Here is a 22,208-nt window from a genome sequence, read left to right as displayed (position 1 = left end):
CTGCGGCCTACCGCGTAGGGTTACGCTACTGCTTTCCCTTGACGGTCAGCGATCACGCCTCGCGCTTCCTGTTGCTGAGCGAGGCGCTCGACTCGACGCGCGAAGACCCCGCCATAACCGCCTTCGAGCGCTTGTTCCACGAGCGCGGCCTGCCACTGGCCATTCGCTCCGACAACGGCGTGCCCTTTGCCAGCCCCAACGCCTTGTTCAATCTGTCGAAGCTTTCGGTCTGGTGGCTCCGGCTCGGCATTGCCATTGAGCGCATCAAGCCGGGCCGTCCGCAGCAGAACGGCCGGCACGAGCGCATGCACCTCACCCTCAAAAAGGAAGCGACCCGCCCGCCAGGCTTCAACAGCCTGCAGCAGCAGGAACGCTTCGATGCCTTCGTGCACGAATTCAACACCGAGCGGCCCCATGAGGCGCTCGGCATGAAGTGCCCCGCCGAGCTCTACACCGCTTCAACGCGCGTCTATGACGGCCTGCCCGAACTGACTTACCCCTTCCACGACCGCGACATTGTCGTCACCGCTTGCGGGCGGCTCTGCCTGCATCGCAAGAAGATCAACATCTCAACCGTGCTGGCCGGTCAGAAGCTCGGCATCAAGGAGGTCGACGAGGGCATTTGGCTCGTCAGCTTCATGCACTACGATCTCGGTTACTTCGATCTGGAGCAGAAAACCTTGCAGCCGCTCGACAACCCGTTCGGCCCGCCCATCACCGATGTCTCAGCTGCCACCGCAGCGCCCTGAGCGCGACGCGCTCTCGTGCATTCTTGGCATGGCAGGCCCTTTGCTTGGCTCCGCTGTCGCGGTCAACCCCCGAAGCCCACAGGGGCGCGGCACGCGCGGGGTTGACGGCGACAGCGCGAGCCAAGCAACAATGGCCAGGCCATAGATGCGTCTCGCCGGAACACAGCAGATCGCTGACCAGCGGCCTCAAACTGGATCGACTTTGGAGTAAACGACTTTGAAACCCCTCGACAACCCGTTCGGCACGAGGTTGTCACCCATGTCTTAGGTACGACCTGTACCTATGTCTCCGGTCTGGACACCCGTTATTTTGATGGGCGCACCAGACTCGAACCTGGGACCCGCTGATTGAGAAACCACATCCGCCGTACAATCAATCAGTTTTCGCCTCCGTGCGTTTTCATTTTCGCGTTGAACGCGCACACATCTGCCAGGTTTGTGGCCCACAACTCTGCAAACAGCCGAAGAGCGATTCTTAATATGGATACATCCAATAAGTCGTATTCGAATCGTCGGGCATCGATCGCAGGGTCGGCGTCCGCTGCGGGGGTTTAAGATGCGTCGAAGACGAGATGATCCGGCCTATGTCATCGAGAACCGCGCGGCTGGTTGAGTACGTACTGTGATTTAGAGCAAACATTTCGCTTCCCACAGCAGAAACATCGACCGTTTCGATACCGGGCACGAGAGTTGGCCCGCTCTTGGTTACGAACCCCATTCGCGACGTGGATTGCGCTTTCTCCATGGAGGCGAGCAACGCGAGATCCGTCGAGGACGCGTATAGCGTCACCGCGCCCGCCGCTGCCTTGATTTGGCTCGCGCGCTGAAGATAAATGTCGCGATCCACGTCCGGGGCCGCAAAAATCAATTCAGTAATCCCGAGCGCCGTCTGGCTCAGCGCGGCTTGCTGCAAGGCGCCCAAAACCACCTCGCTGCCCAGACTATGCGCAATCACGATAATCCGTGACACTTTGCCCGCCGTTTTAATGAGCTGGAGGAGATCGAACAAGCCATCCGGAGCGTACAAAGCACTCTCCCGATCGTAGTCATAGTCCTTCACTCCGCCCTTGGACGGCCAGGAGTACATCATGACACGGCCTTTGTAGTTCGCGTCGAAAGCAATTTGAGCCGCCTTGAAGGCTGCGTCCGAAAAGGCAACGTTGTAGCCGTGCACAAAGAGCATCAGGCTGTCGGCCGGATTTGCGATAGCGGAAGCAAACTCCTCACGAGAAAGACGATCGAGCTTCTGGATTCGGAAGTGCTTTCCATCGGCCTCCGCCTCCTTGCGCATCCCGAACCAGCTTGTCTTCGGCGTTTCGACTTCTCCCATCTTGTGAACGATGGGAATGCTAACCGTCACGCAGCCAAATGTGTTGGTGGCCGCACGACTATAGGAGATCTGGGTCAATTCCAGACCGGACCCACCGGTCACCACGCGATTGGTGGCGAAGTAGACGGGTACCAACCCCTTAATCACAGATCTATTGACCACCACCGCGGCTCCGGTGCTGCGTTTGTCGGGAGGCGCCTCCTCGCTCGCCTCACCGGTTGTCCGTCGCCACGGCCGATAGGCATGATAGTGCCGGACATGGTGGTAGTACCCGGGGCCATAGCGATAGCCGTATTTCTTGAACGCGCTCTCATGTTTCTGGGGCGCCTTCTGTATATGCCGGTTGGCCTGCTGCGAGGCCGGACCCTGGTGGGCGCAACCGGTCGCGAGCGCGCAAAACAAGACAATGAGCACTGTTCGAAGCTGCTGGAACGCGTGGCCGAGCCGATGCAACCGGTTCGAACCTCGAATTGGCAAGACGAGCATGACCATCGATCAGCTACCTACTTTGCAAGGGTTTGGGAAACGTTGACCGTAGCGCCCAGCCATCCGCGATACCTGTCGACAGCAGGTCCGCTGGTAAGCTTGTAGGTGAAGCGAACCTCCGCCCCGCCGCCGTTGATCGCGCAACCGATATTGCTGGCACCATTGGCGGTCTCAACGTGCCACGTGCACCCTGTGATGCGGTAGCCGGGCTCAGCAGGGAAAGTCTCGGCGTAGTCCGCCGAATGCTCCGCAAATACGACCGGGTGATCGTCCTTGGTTTTGTCCACCGTATACGCCCGCTCGATCAGCTTCGGGTCGACGAGCTGCGACACCGGGACGTTCACGATGAGGCGGCGGTCTTCGGGCAGAAGCGTATGGATCGCTCCGGAGAGGATTTCGGGGATCTTCACGCCGGCATTGGCTTGCGTCTGCACATGCGTGGAATTCAGTTTGGTCCAGTTCTCAAACGAGATCGTTGTCTCGACCCACTTGGTCCAGCAAACAGACGGCTGCGGAATGGCCGCGATCATGCTGTACAGGGGGCTTGCAGTAATCACGGTGGCGGGAATGATGAAGTTGACGCCAAAAACATCCGCCTCGTTCCACTTGACGATGCCGCCAACTGCGATCCCCAGCAGGGCGCCGAACTCGTTGAATGCGGGGCCGCCGCTGTTGCCGACGTTCATGACCGTGTTCGTTTGCCAGCGACCGTTCGGGCTAGTCTGGTTGCTTATCAGACCGCTCGATATGCTCAGATCCAGATCGAGCGGATAACCGAGCAGATAAAGCTGAGTCCCCATCGGGGCTTGCTGGTTGTCATCGATCACGGGCATCGGACAACGAGAGGCGCCTCCGCTGTTTCCGGCGGACTGCGACAGCTCGAGAAGAGCCAAGTCTCTGGCATCGTCGCGATGAACCGCAGTGACTTTGATCGGGTTCGCATTGCGCGACCCGAGACGGGCATTGACTTCGAAGCTCTTATAGTTCTCCTCGCGTCCGATCACATGGCTGTTGGTCAGCACGAGGCTGTCGCCGATGAGCAGCCCGGAGCCGCCGCCGACTTCCTGCTTGTCGTTGTACATCACGCCAACGAACTGGACGTGAACCGTCCTGACGTTGTAACGCGCAGCAATTTGCACTGCCGCACGATCCGCCTGCGCGGGAGCGCCCATGAATACCAAAGGGCCGAGTGTCAGGAGGGATAGAATGTCCTGACAGCGGCGATATCGAGAGGGCTGAGCTGTCCGTTTCCGTTCCATGCTGGATTACAATAGTTCATTATGGAATTGGGGTCGTACTTGGTGACTTTATAATCGCCGACCGAGCCAGAAGCTTTCTCGTTGCGGCACTGCTCCGGCGCATCGTCGCGGTTCTGTTCATGGGTGAAACCAAGAGCATGTCCGAACTCGTGGACTGCAACCGCACGAATGCAGAACTCGCGTCTATTTCGACAGCCCTTGCTCCAATGATCGAAACTGAAATTGAGAGTCATGCCCGATGGCTTGCGGTCGAGATACTTGCCGACGACGTCGGTGTGGGCACCCTCATCAGAGACTCGCACGTGCACACCCGGCGCGCCGTCGGTACAGGACGGCCAGGTCTTCGAAAACCGCACGCCACCTTGCGCCGCAGTCTCCCACGTTTCCGCAACCGCTTTTCGAACAAGATCGGCATACTTTTGATCCTTCGGCTGCAGGTTTTCCCAGCAGACCGGTATCTCTTTGATGTCCCATTTCGAGCCGCGAATGACCGTGCCGTACAATTCCATTTCGGAGACTCCCGAAGGAAGCGCAGGTTGAGCGTTCGCCCCCCAGCAGAACAAGAGGACGAGCAACAGAACGAGTCTGGGCGGCCACAGGCGAAACATTTTCCTACTGCGTCGGTGTAGGGGTCGGCGGGAACACAGGCACTGGCGCCACAATGAAACCATTTGTCCGAGGCCCAGCGCCCGTACGGCGCCCGGTGGACCCGGCTGCTCCCGGGAATTCCTGCGACTTTTCTCCTCCCGGCGAGGGTGCCGTGTAAATTGGATTGTCCTTTGATCCAAGCGGCGGCGTTTTGTCCGCATAGCCGGCGGACCCGGATTTGGCTCCGTTAGCAAGGACGGCATTCGGACCGTTGATGTAGATTCCGAGATTACTGAATTGCTGAGCGGAGGCCGACGCCTGGACTGCAGCAGGCGTCCAGCGCGACGAGGTGAGAGAGTATTTTGCCTCGACGCCGCCAGTAACCTGGACTGAAAACGTGTACGTCATTTGCGCCGGCTCCGCGCTCTCCGAAGGCATGGCCGGCGTGAGATTGTTGGCGGCTATGAGGATCGCGTTGTCCCGTAACCAAGCTGCGAGCGGCTTGGATGCATCGACAATGATGCGCTTGTAGGCGGCGCGGTCCGGATACTTATGCTCGGCGAGGCCCTCGAGTTCGATCAGGTCCGCAGGCGCTCCTCGATAGCAGCCACGCTCATACCTTGCTGGATCCGCCGGCGCCGGCGCCGTATCGGACGCTAGCTGCGCGTTCTGCTTCATCAGAAATGACCAGATCAGGTCATAGGTATCCTGGGCTGAAGCAGTGGGGCCCACATGGGTCACGTCATTACTGCTCACGCTCAGAATCCTTTTGTAGTCGAATGCTGTACCGGATCCGAGCCCGCCGGTATCGGTCACCTTCAACTCCAGAAAGAATGTGCCGTACAGGAAGGGGTCGATGTCGAAATGAGCGTACCTATCGAACGCCTCTTCAGGCCGCCTCTTGTAGATCTTCAGGTATTCCTTTCGCCTCTCGCGTTCGAGCTGGTAGAAAGTCACGACCTCACACCTGATCGACTTGAGAAAGTACGGCAGCTCACCCACCGTGATCACACCTGTCTGCGGGTCATGAATATGATACAGGCTGGTGCACCCGCCCACGGCAAGGCAGATGCCAATGCCAGCCGCGGCTCGGCTGAATATCCCCATATGAACGCCCCCGTCCGCGTGCCTGAGCACCCGCGGATCTCCCGTGCATTGAAAAACAGTCCGCATGGGTTCGTCAATAGCATCGTGACAACAATGCAGCTTTTCGTTGTCCCCACTCGGTTTTGCGCAGATTTTCACTGCGGTCGTACACTTCTGCGAAAGCGAGTCACTTGTGGCGGCTCGGCACCGGCCGACAAGTGTGAGCAACTGGTCGGGCCGATTGCAAAATCGTCGGCGCACGCCTATCGATGGAATATATTGGTGGTGGTGATTGGGACGAAAATTTTGCCTGGGCGCGTGGACAGCCGAGCCGAAACGTCAGTTTTTGATGCCTGGAAGAAGGAGGCGCGGGAGCTTGCCGCGCGGCAGGAGCTAGTCACGAAGGCCAGTCGGGATGATCTCAGGAAAGCTCTGATCGAGCTCGATACGCTGTTTCGGAATGCTCCGGGAAGCGTGCACAAGGCCTACCGAAATCTTACAGAAAAGCGAATCGAGGACGCACGAGAGAGCTTCACCGGCGCAATAGGAGATGGCCATCTCTCTTGGTCGCTGTCCGATGAGACGCCTGAACTCGCGGCCGTAAGAATGGGCGGCCTGATACGGGAACTCGATCGTGCGCTTGCTGATCGGCGGTCTCATTGGCCGATCGCGCCGAGTGAGTGGCACGTCGAGCAGCTTAGATGTTGGTTCATTCCGCGGCAGGGCGTGAGCGCATTGCGTCCGGCTCGAAGGCTGCAGGCCTACTCAAAACGAGGCCTGCTCTTTCATCGGATCTTGCCCTCAGTGATACAGGGCTATCCTGTCCAGGTCGTGGATACTCGCACATTGCATAGTACCGCACCGGATGTGAGCGAATGGAAGATGGGCGCTTGCCTGTTCAAGCCACTAGAGCTCGAGCCAGAGTTCTGTTCAACAGAGGGCGATAAGCGCTTCATCATCTCGGGCATTGAGGTGCCGTTAGCTGAGGACACGATTTCTCAGCAGATCAGTCAGGCTCTGAAGGAGAACTGCATCGCGATTGTGTGGCCCGAGTTAACCGTCTCGCCGGAATTGCGCGAGAAGATCCTCAAGCTCGTTCGAGATCGCGACATTACGGACGAGCTGGAAGCTCCCGAAATTCTGATTCCAGGGACCTGGCACGAGACAACCGACCGTGGGATCGTCAACCGAGCCCGGATCTACAACGGCTATGGAGAGGAGCGCCTGATCTACGACAAGATCGCCCGTACGCGGACGATGGTTGGGGAACGGAAAACATCGCTGCGGGTGACCGCGTATGTGTCCTGGCAACCGAAGGCGCTTTGATTGGGATCGCCATTTGCCTGGATTTCTGTGACGTCTGCGAGACACCCTTCAGCGAACTCGATGTGGACGTGATGCTTGTCCCCTCGATGGGAAACGACCGCACGATGCACGGCCACCAGATCACTGCGGCTCAGGTTGAGGTGCGGTTCGGCACCCGTAGCTTCGTGGTGCAGCATCCGACCCAAACAGCGCTCAAAGATCACAGAATAGGTAGCATCCTACCGCTTCTGAAGGAACCCAGCGCGGTTTCCCTCGAGGAACTCGGTCAAAAAAGCGTTTGGGCTGCCTACAAATGAGGCCCTTGACACCTAGATTCGGGGACTAAAATCAGAGTAAATCGTTGTAAAACGTTCTTAATGGTTGTGGTGTAGGGCTAGCCCATGTCGGACGTAGCATTGGAAAAGATAGAGACGGGCGAAGCGACGGCGAGCGAGGCACGGCGTGTCATTTCGGACCTCCTCAAAGAGGGCTCCGAAAGAAGCTTGGAGCGCCTCTATGCAACACTCGGGGCGTGGGTTTGGAACGCCCTTGAAAGCCGTCGGCGTGACCCTGAGCTGCGGGAATGGTTCGATATCTTGCGTCGGATGAGCGCAACACTCGGACCAAGGAATGCTGCCTATGCGGAGCGCTTCAGAGCATTCTACGACCTTCTGCAGATGTCGATCAATACCTCGAAGCTCGCGCGTCCGGACGAGGTCATGCATCGTCAGCACGTCGTCGCAATACTTGCGTTACTCCGCGACACAACGTCGGGCCAGATGGAAAAGGCAGCGATCGCAAAGAGGTTGTCTCTGAGAGATGCAAATCTCAGCCGTATCCTCCGCCTCATGACGAATGCGCGTTTCGTGGAGCGAACAACACAGGGCAAATTCGCTCATTTCGCGCTGACGCGTGACGGCTTGCTTGCGTTAGAAAAGCGCGAAGCGAAGGAGCGTGGCGGGTCAACCCATCTCGTTCGAGACAAATTTCCGGTAGCCGCCCACCCGCTCCACCTAGCAGCAGATGCAGACACGGTTGTTCGCACCTTTATTGATTTGGCAATGCAGGGCTCATCGCACGCCACAGCTGGGACGCTGAACGCGAGCGCTGTCGGCGTCCGGCGAGCGATGGAGGACTATCTGCTCCATTTCCATGGGCCGGCACCCGCCGCGCCCGGATATATGAAGGCGACGACGAAAAGCTCCTATCAAGCTCTTACCGTCGCTGTCGTACAGGCAAAAAAGGCCGAAGCGCACGGCTCCTACACGATAGAACCCATGACGAGTGCCAAAGCCGTCTCATTCCCCGTGGGGATCCTGCATCTGCAGGGAGAGGACACCGAACATGTCGAATGAAGATCTTAGTGCTTCGAAGCCGGATGAGGTGCAAAGCGATCCCGACGCTGTCATGTTGTATGGAAGCGCCCTGGTCGACCGGCTTACATATATCTCGGCGACATTCAGCTCGCTGGTCATGAGTATGGGCAGAGCTGCGCGTGACAATCGCGATGTCCTAGTCCCGCTCGTCGAGGTGAAGTTCGAGGGGCCGACCGGCCAGGACGACACTGTATCCAACACCTTTTTTCGGGGCTAGTGCCGCTCGAAAATATAGCTTTCGTTCTCGAGGATATGTCTAGCGATCTCACGACTATTTGCCATCACTTAAGCGCGGTGGGTGCCGGCCCGGTGAAACCTGACTTCAAGCGACTGGGCGAGACGAAGAGGCTTTTAAGCGAAGCCAAGGATAACCTCGAAAAGTGTCTGGCCGATTTGGAAAGAATCGGCTGACGCTCGCGAAAGCGAGGGCTCGAGGTGGTCGGCTGCCAGCCAGGCACCAGGCAAAACCACCTACTTCTTCGAATGGCAACGAGAGTGGTGGCACGTCGGCGACCTAGACTTTATACAAGAGGACGCCGCTTTCCTGATCATACCTGAGGAGTCTCATGGTGCGGCTCGGATCTTCTTTGATGACGCCGAGAGGGAATATATCGGACCCAACTACAAGTGCCCGTTCATCGATCCGTATTGGGATCTTCAAAAATTGAAAACTACACTCAAGGCGCCATAGCAAACTATAAGGAGAACACTTCTTCAACGTCCAAGAGCCTGTAAATCCCCGTTCGCCCTTGGGGAACCAAGTCGATCGTGTTGTTCAACTTGGCGCGAAGCCTTGGCACGAAGACGTCCAGTCGAACGTGCTTATCACCTTTCTCTCTACGCAGCACCTCGATGTTGAAGACTTCGCTATCGATAGCATGACCCTGCACCGCACAGAGATGGCGCAGGAAAATGTGTTCGGTTATCGAAAGCCGCTTGGAGATCCCCAAACGATCGGTAATCTGACGATCACCAATCGTGAACATCCAATTCCCGATCCGAAACCTCCGGCCGGAATGCGATTGCTTGGAACGCCTCTCGGTATGCGTTCTTCGCCAGACCGACATTGCCCGGGGTGCGATTGCCATGAAGCCGTAGGATTTTTCGACGTAATCATCTGCTCCATACTCGATGAGAGGTGGCGCCTCCTCGTCAATCGGCAGATTAGAACATACGATGATGCCAGCATTCGTATTGTTGATTACAGCTTTCACGAAAGCTTTGCCCGTTTCCTTGTCGGTCGGCTTTCCCCAGTATTCCGAGATATCAAGGTCAAGGAAATACAAGTCGATATCATCTTTCTCGAGATATTGGCGAGCGCTTGCTACGTCGTTGACCCACTCTATCTTGCAATCAAGCTGCCCAATTTTCGTCAGGGGATTTTTTAACGCCGTTCCAATGCGATCTGCATCAGCCTTATCGTCATCGACGATTAGGATGCGGGGGGCACGCATCACATCGGCCGGACCGGAAGGACTCTTGTCTGCGAGATCGGTAGGCTTTTTGGTCGAAGCCATCACTCGGTCAGCCGCCCCTGCATCAGCATCGACAACAGAAAGCACGGCATGATCGCGATCTCCGGCTTGTGCCCAGCGTGAAGCAAAACCGTGGAGAGCGTGATTACCGTCAAGAAGGCGATCAACATCTTCCAAGATGGCTCGTCCGCAGTCATAGCGACCTCCACAATTAGGGCACATAGCCCCCATACCCTACATAACGCACAATTTCCTACCTGAGATTGGTAAACGAAACACTAAGCTGCCAGGGCATCGAGGACATGACCAAGCGGCAAGCGTGCGGCTATCGAAGTCGGTTGAGGACGTCGTTGTACGCGACACCGAGCGAGAAGCGCATCAAGGTCGGCAGGACGCTCGGAGTCGAAGCGAAATTGCGCGTGCCACTCGAGTTTTGTCCGATGAACACCGCAATGGGGTTGTCGGTGAACTGCCCCCCGTGAAAGACGATGAGCGAACCGCGCCCGAGCCAACCGTGAAACTGCCCATCGCGATATCGTAGATATAGGTGAAGTCGCCCGTGCCCTACTAGCGCCGCCGACTTGCCAGCGGTTTAGAAAAAGTCGGAAGCAGTAGGGCGGAACATTCGTACGCAAGGCCAGCGCGGCCCCACTCCTGTTCTGGACCATCATCGAGAAGACGCCTCGCAAGTCCGGCCGTAGCGCTGGCGCCCGGATATTTATCCAGCCGCCTCCCGAGCATGGGAGAGCATGACGACGCCGCTCCCTTGTATAGCGTTTCCAACTATTGAAATTCACGACTTGCTGCATGAAGTCGTGTAAAGAATTCGCACTCTTGGCTGCGGCAAAGTGCACTCCCAGTCGGCACTTCGCGCGGCCGGTCCCGATGCACGTCGATGATGATGACATGGCCCTCGGGGCGGCGGAAACGGCCTCACATTTCATAGGAAGGCTGCCATTCAACTCATTTCGAGAGAGCTTGAATCGTACATAGCGTCATATTGTACGCTTTCGATCGCAGTTGCGCCTCCGTTGTGCCATTGCGAAGACAGTTATCGCGGATGTGTCGGCTTATGGACAATACCGCCAATGGCATGAGTGATGCTTGTTGGAACAAGCGAGAGGTTAGATCGACGCCGTCGATGCATGTGCACTCGGCAGCCACCGGATCCTGCTGGACTGGGGGCGCTAGGGTGAGTGAGCCGTCGGCGCTGTCTTCATCTATCGCGGCCGCGGCTTGCGACCGTGAAGTGTCGCGGTGATGGGCGACGAACCGAGGATGATGCATGAGCGAACCGACATGAGGGATGCAACGCGAGGGTGCCCCCTCAAGATCTCTTTGTTCCCAATGGCGGAGCGCGGACGTGGATAATATACAATCGATGACTGCACAGGAGCTGCGCTCTGCAATTAGTGGCGGCAGGGTCTTGGAGGTAACCACGACAACGGGCTGTGTCGATTATTGCCCGCAGGACAAGTTCGCCGAACGGCAAAGAGCTATATCCGACGTGAAGCATCTTTCTTTGCAGGATTTCAAGCGATGCCTGGCGCGCGTACCAGCAACTGTGGACATCAGCTTTTCCGGGTATTCGGAGCCTTGGCTCAATCCGGCTTGCACCGAAATGGTTGAGCATGCCTACGCGTGTGGCCATGGAATCCGGATTTTCACAACCCTCGTAGGAATGAATGGGCGGGATCTAAAACGCTTGCGTGCGTTGCAGTTCCGCGGTTTCCTGGTGCACGTTTTTGACGACGGCACGCATATGGACAGTGGTCTCGTCAAGCGCAACTATGTCGATTTGATGCGCCAACTTGTCGATGCCGGCATTTCGTCACTGCTCTTCATAGTCATGGGCGAGGTGCATCCTGAACTACTCGACATAATACCTGACGAAGCGCTCGTTCGCTCGCGTCCCCCGCGCAGCAGGCGTGGGAGCGGCGAGCTTAGGATGGTTGAAGCACGACAGCCAATCGTTGGAGCGTTGAGATGTCCAGACGAACGACAATACCGGAATGTTCTTCTCCCAAACGGCGACGTTACCTTCTGCTGCATGGATTTTGAGCGACGCCACGTTCTGGGCAACCTTCTCCGCGACAGACACAAGGATCTCTTTGAAGGGGCGGCTTTTTGCAAGATTACCAGTCGCATGAACGGCGCGGACGGTTTTCTACTTTGTCGATCGTGTGAATTCGCTGAGCCACTGAGGTCGGAATGCTCATCCTTGAGAGCAGTTGACCCTGACTGATCGAAACGAATCGGGAGCCCAGGCGAGGACGGCCTTGCCGCTCATCATCACATCAGCCGCGGGGACGACCCCGCCATAACGGAGGGTTGCCATGGCCTGGAGCATTTTGTTGGTCGCGGGCCTCCTGGAAGTCGCCTGGGCAATCGGGCTCAAATACACCGAGGGCTTTACCAAGTTCGTTCCGTCCGTGCTCACGCTCGCGGCCATGGCCGGCAGCGTGATCCTGCTCGGCCTTGCTCTGAAGACGCTGCCGATTGGAACTGCCTATGCGGTCTGGACCGGCATCGGTGCGGTCGGCACCGCAGCGCTCGGCATCATCCTGTTCGAGGAGCCGGCCGCCGCGTTTCGCTTTGCCAGCATCGGACTGATCGTGGCCGGCATTGTCGGGCTGAAGCTCGTGTCCTGACGAAAACATCGAAAGCATTGACCCCGACCAGGTCAGCGCCGCAACGATCGCCGAGACTCTGGCCGCCGTAATTGTCGAGCTGGCCTCGTTTGCAGCGCACCGCCGAGGGGCGCGGCACCGACAACGGCGCGGTGATAATGTGGCCGCAGAAAGTCGCCGTGAACCAGATGCCGATGCAGGCCCTCTGGGCCGAGACCTGTTGACCGCGAGCCTCAGTCTCGCAACGTGAAAGCCCGTGGTACGGACGATACGCCCGTCGCCAATCGGCGTGCCCACGGCCATTGCGTCTGGCCCGATGCACCACCTGGAGCGGCACCAACAATTGGCTGCCAAGCTCGCCAATGCGACCAGAACAGTAATGGACCCAGCTATGCCGCTGATGCTCATGGCGGCGGCCAAGAAAGGTCGCTTGCTCGAGTCATGCGATGCCTGCTCTACGGAGCTGCAGGGGAGAAGGTGCATCACAGGACGACATGATCGGCAGAGCGTCTTCGTTTGCTCCGAACTGGTTCCGACCATCCCGCCTAAGAGTACGAGACCATCCTACTCGTCGCATAGTTGGGCGGCAGTGTTGAGGACTTACTCCCGATCGAGCCAGCTCGCTCGTGACTGTCACCTCACGCGGGAGCCGATTGCGGCGTATTCTGGTGTAGGGGCCAGCCATCAAGGATGTGCATTCGCGTCGTCCGAACAGCTGGCTGGTCGACCACCCAACCGAATGCACGCTCGATATAACGAAGGTACGGCAAAGCTGCCCGACCATAAGCCCAGTCCGGCACGATCGGCGGCGCTTTGCGCGGCCCGGTATGGCCCTGTGGAAGATTGCGTCTGATCGAACGCGAGACCATTGCGCACCAACCATTCTCCGACATCCATGCCATCAGCTGAACAGGTCGCAATCGTCCGTCCAGACTCATCCTGCAGCACTGACAGGCAACTGACTTCGCGCTCTGCAATGAAGCCTTCAAGGTCGCGCACGGCCCTGAGGCCACATCGATATGGATTGCCGTTGATATCTCTGCACATTTGGGACTTGTCCGGCGCGTCGATGCCCCAGAGCCGAACGCGAGTCCTGTTGATTTCAACGGTGTCGGTGTTGATGACCTTTGCCCGCCCGGTCAACTGGCCGGCCAACACGATGCTGCACAGTGCGAACATGGTCAACACCACGATCAATCCGGGCATAGCGATCTTCTTTTCCGAACTGCGAACATTCCGGCCGAGCGCAGCAGAGCATAGGCAAGTGGCCAAAGGCGCTCGATCGCAGTGCCCAGAAGGGTGCTAATGTTGAATAGGTAAGCTCGCTCGACAGATGAATCTCCCTGAATGAGCAGCGCAACACCTCCCTCGCGTCCAACCTCGCCCACGATGGTTTGTGACGCGCCTGCTGCGCTGACCGAATGGGGCCATTGCTCCACGTCATTGCGGCAGTCCGCCTCGACTGCATCGCGCACCGGCAGGACGAAATCCGTCGTGCGCGTACGCTGATTAGCCATCAAGCAAGCGCAGACCGCTGCCCGCAAGTCCGCGTCATACGAATTCCTGATGGCCTTGTCCGAAATGAGCATAAGCTCGCCGCCTTTCTGGCACCGATAGCAGCGAGCACGCGCCGTCCGCGGTCGCTGCTCACGGCAACTATAAGGGAAAGTGTATGCATCGCTGGAGCAAAACGGGCGCTCCGAGGGCCATCGTTGTTATCAACGGCAACATGCCTTCTACAGGCGGTTGGCGACGACTCCGCCCGTAGTCACGCCGCCCAACTTGTTTCGCGAGCGCCAGCACAGCCATCTCAACCCCTAGCTGGACCAGGGCCACAAGTGCGTAGGAAACCGCGAACCATGCGATGTTATAAAGATTGGCGGCGCCGAAGCCCGCGCCGTAGAGGGCCCAAAACGTGACGCAGACAACGATACCAGACTGATACGCCGTCGAGAGGGCAAGCGCCTTGCTGTACTGCAGATCGCGATGCGCGGTGTTGGACGGGATGAGCCGATTGGCGAGCGCCTGGATCGCAAACAGCGGCACCAGAAGCGTCGTGGCATTCATACCAAATTGCGGCAGGTCGGCCGGAACAAAGAGTATGTTTTCCAGCAGCAGGCCGAGCGCAAGACCAAAAGCAGCCGCCGCCGCGCCGAACAACAGAAACAGCATCGAGCCGGGGACGAAACGCACCTCGGAGACCCCAACCGCAAAGTGCGGCAGACTCTCGAAGAACATGAACACAAGCGTCGCGGCGATGGCTTGCAGGGCAAATGACAGAGCGCCCCGCTCGCGCATAGTCTCGACCAGAAGCTTGGCGGCGACGCAGCACGTCGCAAGGCCTAGCACGCAGCTTAGCACAAGCTTGGCGCCTGTTACTATTCCCGGTTCGATATGCATGGTCCAGGTCCCTCTTGCCTTTGTACTCGGGCCTTGTGTGGTAGACCGCTCGAAACGGCATTTCAGTTTCCGCACCTCGGTCGACCGCTAACGTCCTGCTTCCGCCATATCGGACCGGGTGTGCACACAGCCTCCGCTCGGTCTGCGGGACTTTGATAGCAACAGCTATGCCACCCCCGCCACCGCGCTTAAGCCTCTGATTGCGCGTTGAAACGTTTCCGTCCCCACAAGGCTCGCCGTGTGAGCTAGCTGACATACTCTGGATGAAATTGAACACACATGGGTGCCCCGTCTTTGCTCAACCTGTGCCGTTTCGAACAATCGTTCTACCTCCCTTCTTGAATTGGAAATCCTGCGGCCGCCGGCGCGAAGACACCCTTTGCACGCGAACTAGCCGAGCGCGGCCGACCGCGCGAGGACCAGGGCATTCTCCAGCTGATCGGCGATGCGCTCCTGGTCCAGCAGCGTGTGGCGGGCCGCGCAGCCATTGCCGAGAAGCCCGACGCACTCTGGGGCAAGCCGGCGCTGGAGCGGCTCTATTCGCGGCTGACTGACGAATACGAATTGAAGGAGCGTCTTGAGATGCTCCAGCGCAAACTGCGGGCCATTCCGGACGGCCAACGCCCCGGCGGACATCATCGAGACACGGCGCTCGCTGCGTCTGGAAGGTTATAGTCGTGCTGATCGCGACGAAGGTTGCGATCGGATGCGGTCAGATTATTGCAGCAGCTCAGTGAAGTGCGGCTGGTCACAGCAGGCGAGGCGCTTTCCTGGCCTTTGAGCGGGCTCACTAACGTATCAGGCCGGCTAGTTGCGAGGAACACGCTGTTCGGCGCACGCGGCGGCGTGTTTTGGCGAAGCCTTCGCCGTGCTCGTGCACGCGAGGTTCGACGAAATCCCGGTGCGGCTCGCGACCGAGCAAATAGGCGAGGCGACTTCCGGCGCAATTCTCCGGAAAATCGATCAACGATCATGCGTTTATGGCAGACGCGCGGCAGAGCGTTCACCCCGACGATCCAGCGTGATCCGAGAAGACCCTTTGTCAGTTTGCGGCGGACCGCAACTGAGCTTGTCCGCTGTTGCCGAGTAGCTCGCGGAATACTTGCGCTTCCCCCGTCGTTCGCCAGCGCGCGGCCAGTGACGACCGGAACAAGGACGGTCGATTTCACCAGAGCGCCTCGCTAAGAGCGAACGCCTTTCGCCGCGTTGACACATCGCCGCGGCTCGGTCGACGTCGCCTTCGGTGATTTCCCTTGCTTGGCTGTTAGCGAAAGGCTCCGTGATCGAGGAGCGCAGCGCACCGCGCGTGCTACAACTGAACATGAAAGCTCCGAACCGCGGTCCTCGGGTTGACTAAGGGGACGGTCGCCGAGCTATACGCGATCGGTACTGCCATGGAGCGTGCATGGCAGCTCCGCGTCAGCGATAAACGGACGACAAGGAACTGCGCCGCGAATTTCAAGCGGTTTTGACCTCGCAAGCAGGCGCCGAGATATCCGACGTCCCGGTTGCCTGTAGACATTCCATCTGCAGGGATTGTCCTCAAAGCGCCCTCGCCACTCACGTGCGGGCGGCAACTTCCCCCAAATCCACTTCTGAACAGAACCCGCCATGGCGATGCTTAGCTGGCTCGTTCAGAAGGCCGGCGAGCCTGAGGCCTTCAAGGACACCTTCGAGCCGCTGTTCGCGAACGATTGCGGCGAGCAGCGAAACGGCCTCCTCCCGATGGACGGTGAAGCCGACGTCAGGCGCTCGCTGAACCAAGAGGTCCATCAGGGTGGGAAGTTCAGAAACGTGGTCGCGTAAGGTCGAGACCACATCATTGGCGAGATAGGTCGCCAAATCCCCTTTCGCCGGCGGATCAAAGTCCAACTCGACCGCGGCGCGCTTCTCGATTGCCTCTCGTATCAACTCGCGCTGGCTTCGTGCATTCATCGAGAGCATGAACGCCGCATCCGCGAGCTTCTCGCGCCGCAAGCTTCTCAGTTCGACTATGCGAGCCTGGATGTCGGCAATCGAACTCTCACGCCCTGCATCTGCTCGCCACGCGTTAGCTCCTGCCCTGCTCTTTTGTACCCGAACCATCATCATGCTCTCCGGCGGACGATATATCCCGGCGATACAGCGGAATGAAAGTGCAAAGTTGTGTGGTGCATGCGCGCAGTCCGCCTGACGAACGCGGAACCGGCGGTCGCGCGAAGGACTCAGAATGCGCTATTTTCGTGATGCGCTCGTGCTTTTCTCGTCTACAAGGCGCGGGATGGCATGTTGTCGGGTCGTGGCTACGGCCGAGCGAAGGCCTGCTTCCAACATTCCGTCAGTAGGTGATAGGCAGCGAGGCGGTGGCGGCGGGCGGATCACCGCCAACCTTCCAGGGAGGACGAAACCGGCCAGATATTCCGGAAGACAACCAGACCGTGGACCAGATCCGAGACGGACGACGTTGCGTTTGCACCCTTGCTTCGGATCCGCTCGCTTTGGCTATCTTCGGGAATATTATAGCGGAAACCGGAAACTGCGTTTGTCCACCATGCAAGGGCCCGCCGGGTAGATGGAAGATTGGGACACCGCTTGAACGTGACCGGGTTAACGCCGATTTCGCGCGTGATCTCGTTGCATCGCGAGAACGACGTAGCCGCCGTGGCAGGGCTCTCACCTGAAGATTTAACCGAACTTGAATAGGACACCGTAACCGCCGCGTGGGTAGCTCCACTCGATATCACCACTTTCTTCGCAGATCACCCTGCAGGTGCCGCACTCGATACACCCATCGACTGTCACCTCAACATGACCTTTATCGTTGAGCTCGTAGCACCGTGCAGGGCAGGCCTTCAGCATCGACAAGAGCCGCGAGGATGGCGTGGTGTGCGGACGTACCTTGATGTGGGCGCGGCCGGAATCAACGAGATAACGGTTGTAGAATAGTTTATCCTCGACACGTTGGGATGGCTCGCTCGGCATTGTTTCTGGCTCCGTCGTTCGTCATTGTCTTAGGTTTGGATCATCGCCAGGCCCGGGCAATGCGCAGGGCATCGCTAAACAGCCCACTCCAAGACCGGGCCTTGATGAACGAGCTCAGCATCAGCTTCTCTTTCTCGAGCTTTGGTGTGCCGTCGACGCGCACGTAATCCTGCATCGCCTTGGAGAAGAGCTGCGGATATGTGAGAAAGAAGTTCTGCGAGTGGGTATGCATGAGTGCCGGCATATCTTTGTACTTCTTCAGGTCCTTGATCACGAAAGAATCAGTTAGCATTTTCTTGTAAAGCGAAAGATTTTTGGCCGTCATCGGATCTTTTCGCGATCTGATAAGGCAGATCGCTTCCGCCGCGATACGGCCCGACGTCATCGCCAAATTGGACCCCTCGCGATGGATGGCGTTGTTAAGTTGGGCGGCGTCTCCGACGACCACCCAGCCCTCCCCGCAAAGCTGCGGGATTGCCCTGTACCCACCTTCGGGGATCAAGTGCGCGGAATATTCCTTGACCTCCGAACCTTCGATGAGCGGCGCGACGGATGGGTGACGCTTGAAACCCTCGAGCAGGCCGTAAGGCGTCTCGCCGGTACGCTGGAAGTCGGCAACAAGACAGCCAATACCGAGCGAGATGCATTCCTTATTGGAATAGATGAAGCCCATACCGGTCATGCCGCGGGAGATGGTTCCGACCGCTTCGATGACGAGCCCCTCGTCGCCTTTGAGATTGAAGCGAGCGTCGATTGTCTCGCGTGACAAAAAATGCATCTCCTTAACCGCGAGTGCGACCTTGTCCGGTTTCGGCCGCCCTCTTAAGCCCGCGCCCGTCCCGAGCACTCCGTTCACCCCCTCGGCCAGCACGACAACATCTGCATGGATTTCACCCCCATCGCGGTCTGTGCGCACCCCGACGACCCTGCCATGGGAATCCTGGAGGAGCTCGGTCACCGTGGTCTCGCACAGCACGGTAGCGCCGGCGTCGCGGACCTTCTGCGACAACCATTTATCGAACTGGGCGCGGATGATGGTGTAGCGGTTCGGCTTCTCCTCGTTGAAATCATCGGATCGATAGTGAATCCCTGTGTGCGAACGCTCGTCCAGGATCCAGAAGCGTTGCTCGACTAGATGCCGCTCAAGCGGCGCATCTTCTCGGAAATTCGGAATCAGCTTCTCTAGCATGTCGGCATAAAGGATGGCCCCTTGCACGTTCTTCGACCCGGAATACTCGCCGCGTTCCAGCTGCAGCACTTTCAGACCCCGCTCGGCCATTGTAAGCGCCGCCGCGTTCCCGCCCATGCCAGCACCGACGACGATGGCGTCGAATCTTTCCTGAATCATAACAAGCTCCCCTAGCCAGCGATGCGGTCGTGCGAGTGCGGCGATAGCTGCGCGCGGAATGCAGAGGTCAACGCCGGCAACAGTCGAATGGCGTCGGTGACGATGCCGATATGGGCAAAGTCGAAGATCGGAGCGTTCTTGTCAGTGTTGATGGCAACGATGAGGTCGCCGCCCTCCACGCCGACGCGATGCTGGATAGCGCCGGAAATGCCGGCCGCGATATAGAGCTTTGGCCGGATGGTTTTCCCGGTCTGGCCGATTTGTCGGTCGGAGGTGGCCCAGCCCTTCTGGACCAGCGGCCGCGAGCAGCCATATTCGCCGCCAAGCACGTCCGCGAGCTGGTGTACAAGTTGGAAATTTTCAGGCGATCCCAGACCGAGCCCTCCTGCGACGACCACGTCGGCATAGGCAAGGTTGGACTTTGTAGACTCGCGGTCTGGCAGGAAGGACAGGACCTTTGTGACGATATCTTCTTCTACAAGCCCGAGCGGATGCGAGATGACGCGCGAGACGGCGCCTGTCACGCGCTCGGGCATCGGCATCACGCGCGGACGGACGGTTGCCATCTGTGGACGATAGTTGAGTGTGTAGATCGTGCACAACAGTGAGCCGCCAAACGTCGGCCGGGTCGCTGCAAGCGAGCCGTCGGCATCGACATCGAGCTCGGTGCAGTCCGCAGTTAGGCCGGTGAGCAGTGTGGTGGCCACTGAGCCGGCGAGGTCGCGGCCGAGTGTTGTTGCCCCTAGGAGTAGGATTTCCGGCTTATAAGTGTTGACCAGCTCTGACAGGGCCTTGGTATAGGACTGGTTGCGATAATCGGCCAAGAGATTGTCTGCGACGATATAGGCGAGGTCGGCGCCGTAGCAGAAGGATTCGGCGACCGCCTGCTGCGTTGTCTCCCCGACCGGGCCGATGACAACCGCGGCGAGGTCAACATTGAGCTTGTCGGCGAGCCGGCGGCCGGCCCCCATCAGCTCCCATGAGACGGGGTGCACAACCCCGCGTTCCTGCTCGATGAAAACCCAGACGTGCTTATACGGCTTAAATCGCGCGGGCAGCTCCCTCTTGGTCGCCGCGCGACCACCACCCGCGGCCGGAGCTGCACTTTTCGGTGCGGTGCTCATCATCTGTACTCCCATTCGCATTCAGTAGCGGCTCGCCAGGGCAGCATGCTCCGCCTCCAGGTTGGAATTTGCGCTTGAAGATTTCTTCAGTTAAGCGTCGGGCCGCAAGCCGGCCGGCATCCCGTCAGCACCGCCTGGCAGCAGCGCCGGACCGATACAGCCGTTGCTGGACCTTGACGACGAGCCCGGAAGCATGCGCCTCGGGTTCGTTCCGGATGCGGCATTCTGGGACGACGGTTTGGTTCCGGGCACTGCTAAGGCACCGACCGGGCCGGTCAGGCGTGCCGATCGATTGGTCCTCCTCATCTTAGAGATGCAACCGAGGTGCAACAGATCGAGGACCTGCGAGGGGCTCGGCTGGTAGGATTGTCGGCCGCGTCGTTGCCGGTGGAAGCGCGATCCCATTGCTCCGAGTGCGCTTGTTTCTTGCCGATCATAGCGACAGGCCCGCAACTCCTGGCGAGGACAGGAGGGGCGGCGCTCAAGGCGCCCGGTCAACAGCGCCGCACGGCCGGCGCTGTTGAGCAACGGCTCCCCCCGCGAAACCTCGGCCAGGGATCGGCCAACGGGGGCGCACGAATCAAAGGCACCTTTCAGCTCAGCCAGGTATGCGACGATCGCTTTGGCGTCGCGGCGCATTATGGTGCCGGCAGGCAGCGCGCGCGAACCGGCGCGGCGTCAAAAATAAAATCGATGCGGACCAAAACGAGCATGCGCTTCTCCAGACTAGCTGAGCATATGTCAGCAATTGTCGTACCAATTGCGCAGGCGATGAAAATTGACCGTTATTTCACAATCTTACTGAAGAACGAAGTCGGATCGGCGGCCTCTCACGAGGTCGAAACATTCGAGGCCGTACTGACCCGTGTCCGGAATGCGACAGAAGACACTCATCTGAACCTTGCTGAGCTTTCCTGGCGACGTGTGCGGTCCCGCTGCCGGCGCATGATTGCAGGAGATAGGTACAGCATGCGTACCAGCTTAAAAGGATGGAAATATCAGCGGTGAGTCGTGATTGGCCTCTAACGAGCCGAGGTGCTCAAGCTGCGGATCCGCGAGGCCGCGACTGTAACTTTCCGCTTGAATTCGAAACCATGGCTTGCTGTCAGGCTCTCGGGACCTTCACGGTCCAGAGCACGACATATGAGCTCAATTCAGTCCAACAAATCGAGCTGGACCAATGCTGGATGCTTGTTCGCTTGTGGTGCGGCCGCATCCTTCAGCACCTTGAATACGCGCTGTTCGATCGGGGAGGACGTGACGAAGTCGGCATAGGCGCGCTCAAGCGTGGCCTTGCAACGCGCGGCGATCTCAGGATCAGATGCACCGGTCAACTCCTCGCCTGCGAGATATTGGCCCATGCGACGCAGGATGTGAAGCCGCGCCACATCGACGATTTTCGCATCGTACTCGACGCCGAGGAGTGAAAAAAAATCCTCTGCGGCCGAGGCCTTGTTCAATCGCGCAAGGATCCCATCCGTCGCCATTCTCAACCTCCATCTCGATCCGCGCCCAGAAACGACCAGGCTAGAATGTTTCAATCCGATCGCGCGACGCGCGTGGCTGATTCGCTGTTGACGAGCGAGCTGTCGTGAATGTCGCGCCAGATCGCCACCACCGTTTCTTGCGCAACCAGACCTTGGTGCTCGATGGCATGCTTGCGGACGGGCGCGGGGATGGTTTCGCTTTGCTCGGTGCCGAAAGAAAGTTGCACGACAGCAGCAAGGTGATCGCGGCGAACCCTGAATGCTTGCCGATCACAATCCGGGGGGAGCGCTCGAGCAGCCCCCAGTCGAGCCCTTCGTAGCTGCGCCGGGTCCTTTAACAGCCCGTGGACGTGGATGCCGGATTCATTGGTAAAGACATGCTCGTCGACGATCGCCTTGCTGAGCGGGATGGTACGGGACGCAGCGGCTGCAACGACGACCGCGGCTTTTTCCAGTTCGGATAGCAGCACGCCGGTATCACCGCAACAGAGCTGTCTGAGTGCGACGGCAACTTCCTTCAGCGGCGCATTGTCGGCTCCTCGAGATATCAACCCACGATCATCAGACGCCGCCTCGGCCCTAGGTCGGGTGCGCGCAATCGTTT

General features: G+C 58.7%; 22 protein-coding genes and 1 pseudogene. 9 read left to right on the top strand and 14 right to left on the bottom strand.

From position 1 onward, the window contains the following. Positions 1 to 749, top strand: a 749-nt coding sequence (locus tag FXB41_RS15640) for an integrase core domain-containing protein (RefSeq protein WP_219682367.1), incomplete at its 5' end; no start/stop codon positions are given. Positions 750 to 1,224: 475 nt separating this feature from the next. Here FXB41_RS15640 and FXB41_RS15635 read toward each other — a convergent pair. The 4 genes from FXB41_RS15635 to FXB41_RS15615 form a co-directional block, all read right to left on the bottom strand. Next, positions 1,225 to 2,571, bottom strand: a complete 1,347-nt coding sequence (locus FXB41_RS15635; protein WP_246648895.1) for an alpha/beta hydrolase — start codon at positions 2,569 to 2,571, stop codon at positions 1,225 to 1,227. Between the two features lie 11 nt (positions 2,572 to 2,582). Next, positions 2,583 to 3,737: a S1 family peptidase gene (locus FXB41_RS40820; RefSeq protein ID WP_231189437.1), complete on the bottom strand. Its 1,155-nt coding sequence runs from the start codon at positions 3,735 to 3,737 to the stop codon at positions 2,583 to 2,585. Positions 3,738 to 3,757: 20 nt separating this feature from the next. Continuing rightward, a complete protein-coding gene (locus FXB41_RS15620) occupies positions 3,758 to 4,333 on the bottom strand; it encodes a M12 family metallopeptidase (RefSeq protein WP_231189440.1) in 576 nt (191 codons plus the stop codon). Between the two features lie 103 nt (positions 4,334 to 4,436). Beyond that, positions 4,437 to 5,519 (bottom strand): hypothetical protein, encoded by a 1,083-nt coding sequence (locus FXB41_RS15615; RefSeq protein WP_204513360.1) that lies wholly within the window; start codon positions 5,517 to 5,519, stop codon positions 4,437 to 4,439. On the opposite strand from FXB41_RS15615, the gene FXB41_RS15610 reads away from it, so the two are divergent. The 4 genes from FXB41_RS15610 to FXB41_RS15595 all read left to right on the top strand — a co-directional run bounded on the left by FXB41_RS15610 (position 5,520) and on the right by FXB41_RS15595 (position 8,396). Continuing rightward, a complete protein-coding gene (locus FXB41_RS15610) occupies positions 5,520 to 6,824 on the top strand; it encodes a hypothetical protein (RefSeq protein WP_219682365.1) in 1,305 nt (434 codons plus the stop codon). It begins immediately after the preceding gene. Next, complete coding sequence (locus FXB41_RS15605) at positions 6,821 to 7,120, top strand: hypothetical protein (RefSeq protein WP_219682364.1); 300 nt, start codon at positions 6,821 to 6,823, stop codon at positions 7,118 to 7,120. Before FXB41_RS15610 ends, FXB41_RS15605 begins: the two co-directional genes overlap by 4 nt. Positions 7,121 to 7,204: 84 nt before the next feature. Next, positions 7,205 to 8,158, top strand: coding sequence for a winged helix DNA-binding protein (locus tag FXB41_RS15600; RefSeq protein WP_219682363.1), 954 nt, complete (start codon positions 7,205 to 7,207; stop codon positions 8,156 to 8,158). Next, positions 8,148 to 8,396: a hypothetical protein gene (locus FXB41_RS15595; RefSeq protein ID WP_219682362.1), complete on the top strand. Its 249-nt coding sequence runs from the start codon at positions 8,148 to 8,150 to the stop codon at positions 8,394 to 8,396. The genes FXB41_RS15600 and FXB41_RS15595 overlap by 11 nt, the downstream gene beginning before the upstream one ends. A gap of 478 nt (positions 8,397 to 8,874) precedes the next feature. On the opposite strand, the gene FXB41_RS15590 is transcribed toward FXB41_RS15595, so the two are convergent. Then, a complete protein-coding gene (locus FXB41_RS15590; RefSeq protein WP_204513356.1) occupies positions 8,875 to 9,831 on the bottom strand; it encodes a response regulator in 957 nt (318 codons plus the stop codon). A gap of 1,186 nt (positions 9,832 to 11,017) precedes the next feature. On the opposite strand from FXB41_RS15590, the gene FXB41_RS15585 reads away from it, so the two are divergent. Both FXB41_RS15585 and sugE read left to right on the top strand, forming a co-directional pair. Further along, entirely contained in the window at positions 11,018 to 11,899 is an 882-nt protein-coding gene (locus FXB41_RS15585; RefSeq protein WP_219682361.1) for a radical SAM/SPASM domain-containing protein, read from the top strand. 91 nt (positions 11,900 to 11,990) lie between these two features. Continuing rightward, a complete protein-coding gene (gene sugE, locus FXB41_RS15580; RefSeq protein ID WP_219682360.1) occupies positions 11,991 to 12,305 on the top strand; it encodes a quaternary ammonium compound efflux SMR transporter SugE in 315 nt (104 codons plus the stop codon). Between the two features lie 663 nt (positions 12,306 to 12,968). Here the strand turns inward: sugE and FXB41_RS15575 are convergent. From FXB41_RS15575 to FXB41_RS15565, 3 genes are all read right to left on the bottom strand, one after another. Beyond that, complete coding sequence (locus tag FXB41_RS15575; RefSeq protein WP_219682359.1) at positions 12,969 to 13,490, bottom strand: thermonuclease family protein; 522 nt, start codon at positions 13,488 to 13,490, stop codon at positions 12,969 to 12,971. Beyond that, positions 13,478 to 13,873 (bottom strand): SAM-dependent methyltransferase, encoded by a 396-nt coding sequence (locus FXB41_RS15570; protein ID WP_219682358.1) that lies wholly within the window; start codon positions 13,871 to 13,873, stop codon positions 13,478 to 13,480. The genes FXB41_RS15575 and FXB41_RS15570 overlap by 13 nt, the downstream gene beginning before the upstream one ends. Positions 13,874 to 13,940: 67 nt before the next feature. Continuing rightward, the gene (locus FXB41_RS15565; RefSeq protein ID WP_246648894.1) at positions 13,941 to 14,684 is read right to left on the bottom strand and encodes an energy-coupling factor ABC transporter permease; all 744 of its coding nucleotides are present in this window, start codon (positions 14,682 to 14,684) and stop codon (positions 13,941 to 13,943) included. A 375-nt stretch (positions 14,685 to 15,059) separates the two neighbouring features. On the opposite strand from FXB41_RS15565, the pseudogene FXB41_RS15560 reads away from it, so the two are divergent. Continuing rightward, a pseudogene (locus FXB41_RS15560) lies at positions 15,060 to 15,421 on the top strand (RMD1 family protein); the annotation flags it as partial. Positions 15,422 to 16,244: 823 nt separating this feature from the next. On the opposite strand, the gene FXB41_RS15555 reads toward FXB41_RS15560, so the two are convergent. The 4 genes from FXB41_RS15555 to FXB41_RS15540 form a co-directional block, all read right to left on the bottom strand. Beyond that, a complete protein-coding gene (locus tag FXB41_RS15555; RefSeq protein ID WP_246648893.1) occupies positions 16,245 to 16,775 on the bottom strand; it encodes a hypothetical protein in 531 nt (176 codons plus the stop codon). A gap of 573 nt (positions 16,776 to 17,348) precedes the next feature. Continuing rightward, the gene (locus tag FXB41_RS15550; RefSeq protein ID WP_085383486.1) at positions 17,349 to 17,645 is read right to left on the bottom strand and encodes a ferredoxin family protein; all 297 of its coding nucleotides are present in this window, start codon (positions 17,643 to 17,645) and stop codon (positions 17,349 to 17,351) included. A 40-nt stretch (positions 17,646 to 17,685) separates the two neighbouring features. After that, positions 17,686 to 18,993 carry an FAD-binding protein gene (locus FXB41_RS15545; protein ID WP_204513351.1) on the bottom strand — a complete coding sequence of 436 codons (1,308 nt, stop codon included), beginning with the start codon at positions 18,991 to 18,993 and terminating at the stop codon, positions 17,686 to 17,688. 11 nt (positions 18,994 to 19,004) lie between these two features. After that, a complete protein-coding gene (locus tag FXB41_RS15540; RefSeq protein ID WP_374762368.1) occupies positions 19,005 to 20,120 on the bottom strand; it encodes an electron transfer flavoprotein subunit alpha/FixB family protein in 1,116 nt (371 codons plus the stop codon). Positions 20,121 to 20,543: 423 nt separating this feature from the next. Here FXB41_RS15540 and FXB41_RS15535 point away from each other — a divergent pair, with 423 nt between their 5' ends. Beyond that, a complete protein-coding gene (locus FXB41_RS15535) occupies positions 20,544 to 21,125 on the top strand; it encodes a hypothetical protein (RefSeq protein WP_219682357.1) in 582 nt (193 codons plus the stop codon). Positions 21,126 to 21,271: 146 nt separating this feature from the next. Here the strand turns inward: FXB41_RS15535 and nifW are convergent, their stop codons facing one another. Next, positions 21,272 to 21,604 carry a nitrogenase stabilizing/protective protein NifW gene (nifW, locus tag FXB41_RS15530; RefSeq protein ID WP_219682356.1) on the bottom strand — a complete coding sequence of 111 codons (333 nt, stop codon included), beginning with the start codon at positions 21,602 to 21,604 and terminating at the stop codon, positions 21,272 to 21,274. Between the two features lie 50 nt (positions 21,605 to 21,654). After that, on the bottom strand, positions 21,655 to 22,074 hold the full coding sequence (locus FXB41_RS15525) for a hypothetical protein (protein WP_219682355.1): 420 nt from the start codon (positions 22,072 to 22,074) through the stop codon (positions 21,655 to 21,657). Between the last annotated feature and the right edge of the window lie 134 nt (positions 22,075 to 22,208).

This window comes from Bradyrhizobium canariense, assembly GCF_019402665.1.
In the GTDB taxonomy this organism is placed as follows: domain Bacteria; phylum Pseudomonadota; class Alphaproteobacteria; order Rhizobiales; family Xanthobacteraceae; genus Bradyrhizobium; species Bradyrhizobium canariense.
The sequence above is the reverse complement of the archived record's forward strand: the minus strand, read 5'-3'. Positions and strand labels throughout refer to the sequence as shown.

Excerpts from the sequence above, each read along its gene's own strand:
- FXB41_RS15540 (WP_374762368.1), bottom strand. The coding sequence starts at position 20,120 with ATGATGAGCACCGCACCGAAAAGTGCAGCTCCGGCCGCGGGTGGTGGT.
- FXB41_RS15635 (WP_246648895.1), bottom strand. The coding sequence starts at position 2,571 with ATGGTCATGCTCGTCTTGCCAATTCGAGGTTCGAACCGGTTGCATCGG.
- FXB41_RS15545 (WP_204513351.1), bottom strand. The coding sequence starts at position 18,993 with ATGATTCAGGAAAGATTCGACGCCATCGTCGTCGGTGCTGGCATGGGC.
- nifW (WP_219682356.1), bottom strand. The coding sequence starts at position 21,604 with ATGGCGACGGATGGGATCCTTGCGCGATTGAACAAGGCCTCGGCCGCA.
- FXB41_RS15555 (WP_246648893.1), bottom strand. The coding sequence starts at position 16,775 with ATGATGATGGTTCGGGTACAAAAGAGCAGGGCAGGAGCTAACGCGTGG.
- FXB41_RS15620 (WP_231189440.1), bottom strand. The coding sequence starts at position 4,333 with ATGGAATTGTACGGCACGGTCATTCGCGGCTCGAAATGGGACATCAAA.
- FXB41_RS40820 (WP_231189437.1), bottom strand. The coding sequence starts at position 3,737 with ATGGGCGCTCCCGCGCAGGCGGATCGTGCGGCAGTGCAAATTGCTGCG.
- FXB41_RS15575 (WP_219682359.1), bottom strand. The coding sequence starts at position 13,490 with ATGCCCGGATTGATCGTGGTGTTGACCATGTTCGCACTGTGCAGCATC.
- FXB41_RS15610 (WP_219682365.1), top strand. The coding sequence starts at position 5,520 with ATGAACGCCCCCGTCCGCGTGCCTGAGCACCCGCGGATCTCCCGTGCA.
- sugE (WP_219682360.1), top strand. The coding sequence starts at position 11,991 with ATGGCCTGGAGCATTTTGTTGGTCGCGGGCCTCCTGGAAGTCGCCTGG.
- FXB41_RS15600 (WP_219682363.1), top strand. The coding sequence starts at position 7,205 with ATGTCGGACGTAGCATTGGAAAAGATAGAGACGGGCGAAGCGACGGCG.
- FXB41_RS15565 (WP_246648894.1), bottom strand. The coding sequence starts at position 14,684 with ATGCATATCGAACCGGGAATAGTAACAGGCGCCAAGCTTGTGCTAAGC.
- FXB41_RS15550 (WP_085383486.1), bottom strand. The coding sequence starts at position 17,645 with ATGCCGAGCGAGCCATCCCAACGTGTCGAGGATAAACTATTCTACAAC.
- FXB41_RS15570 (WP_219682358.1), bottom strand. The coding sequence starts at position 13,873 with ATGCTCATTTCGGACAAGGCCATCAGGAATTCGTATGACGCGGACTTG.
- FXB41_RS15615 (WP_204513360.1), bottom strand. The coding sequence starts at position 5,519 with ATGGGGATATTCAGCCGAGCCGCGGCTGGCATTGGCATCTGCCTTGCC.
- FXB41_RS15595 (WP_219682362.1), top strand. The coding sequence starts at position 8,148 with ATGTCGAATGAAGATCTTAGTGCTTCGAAGCCGGATGAGGTGCAAAGC.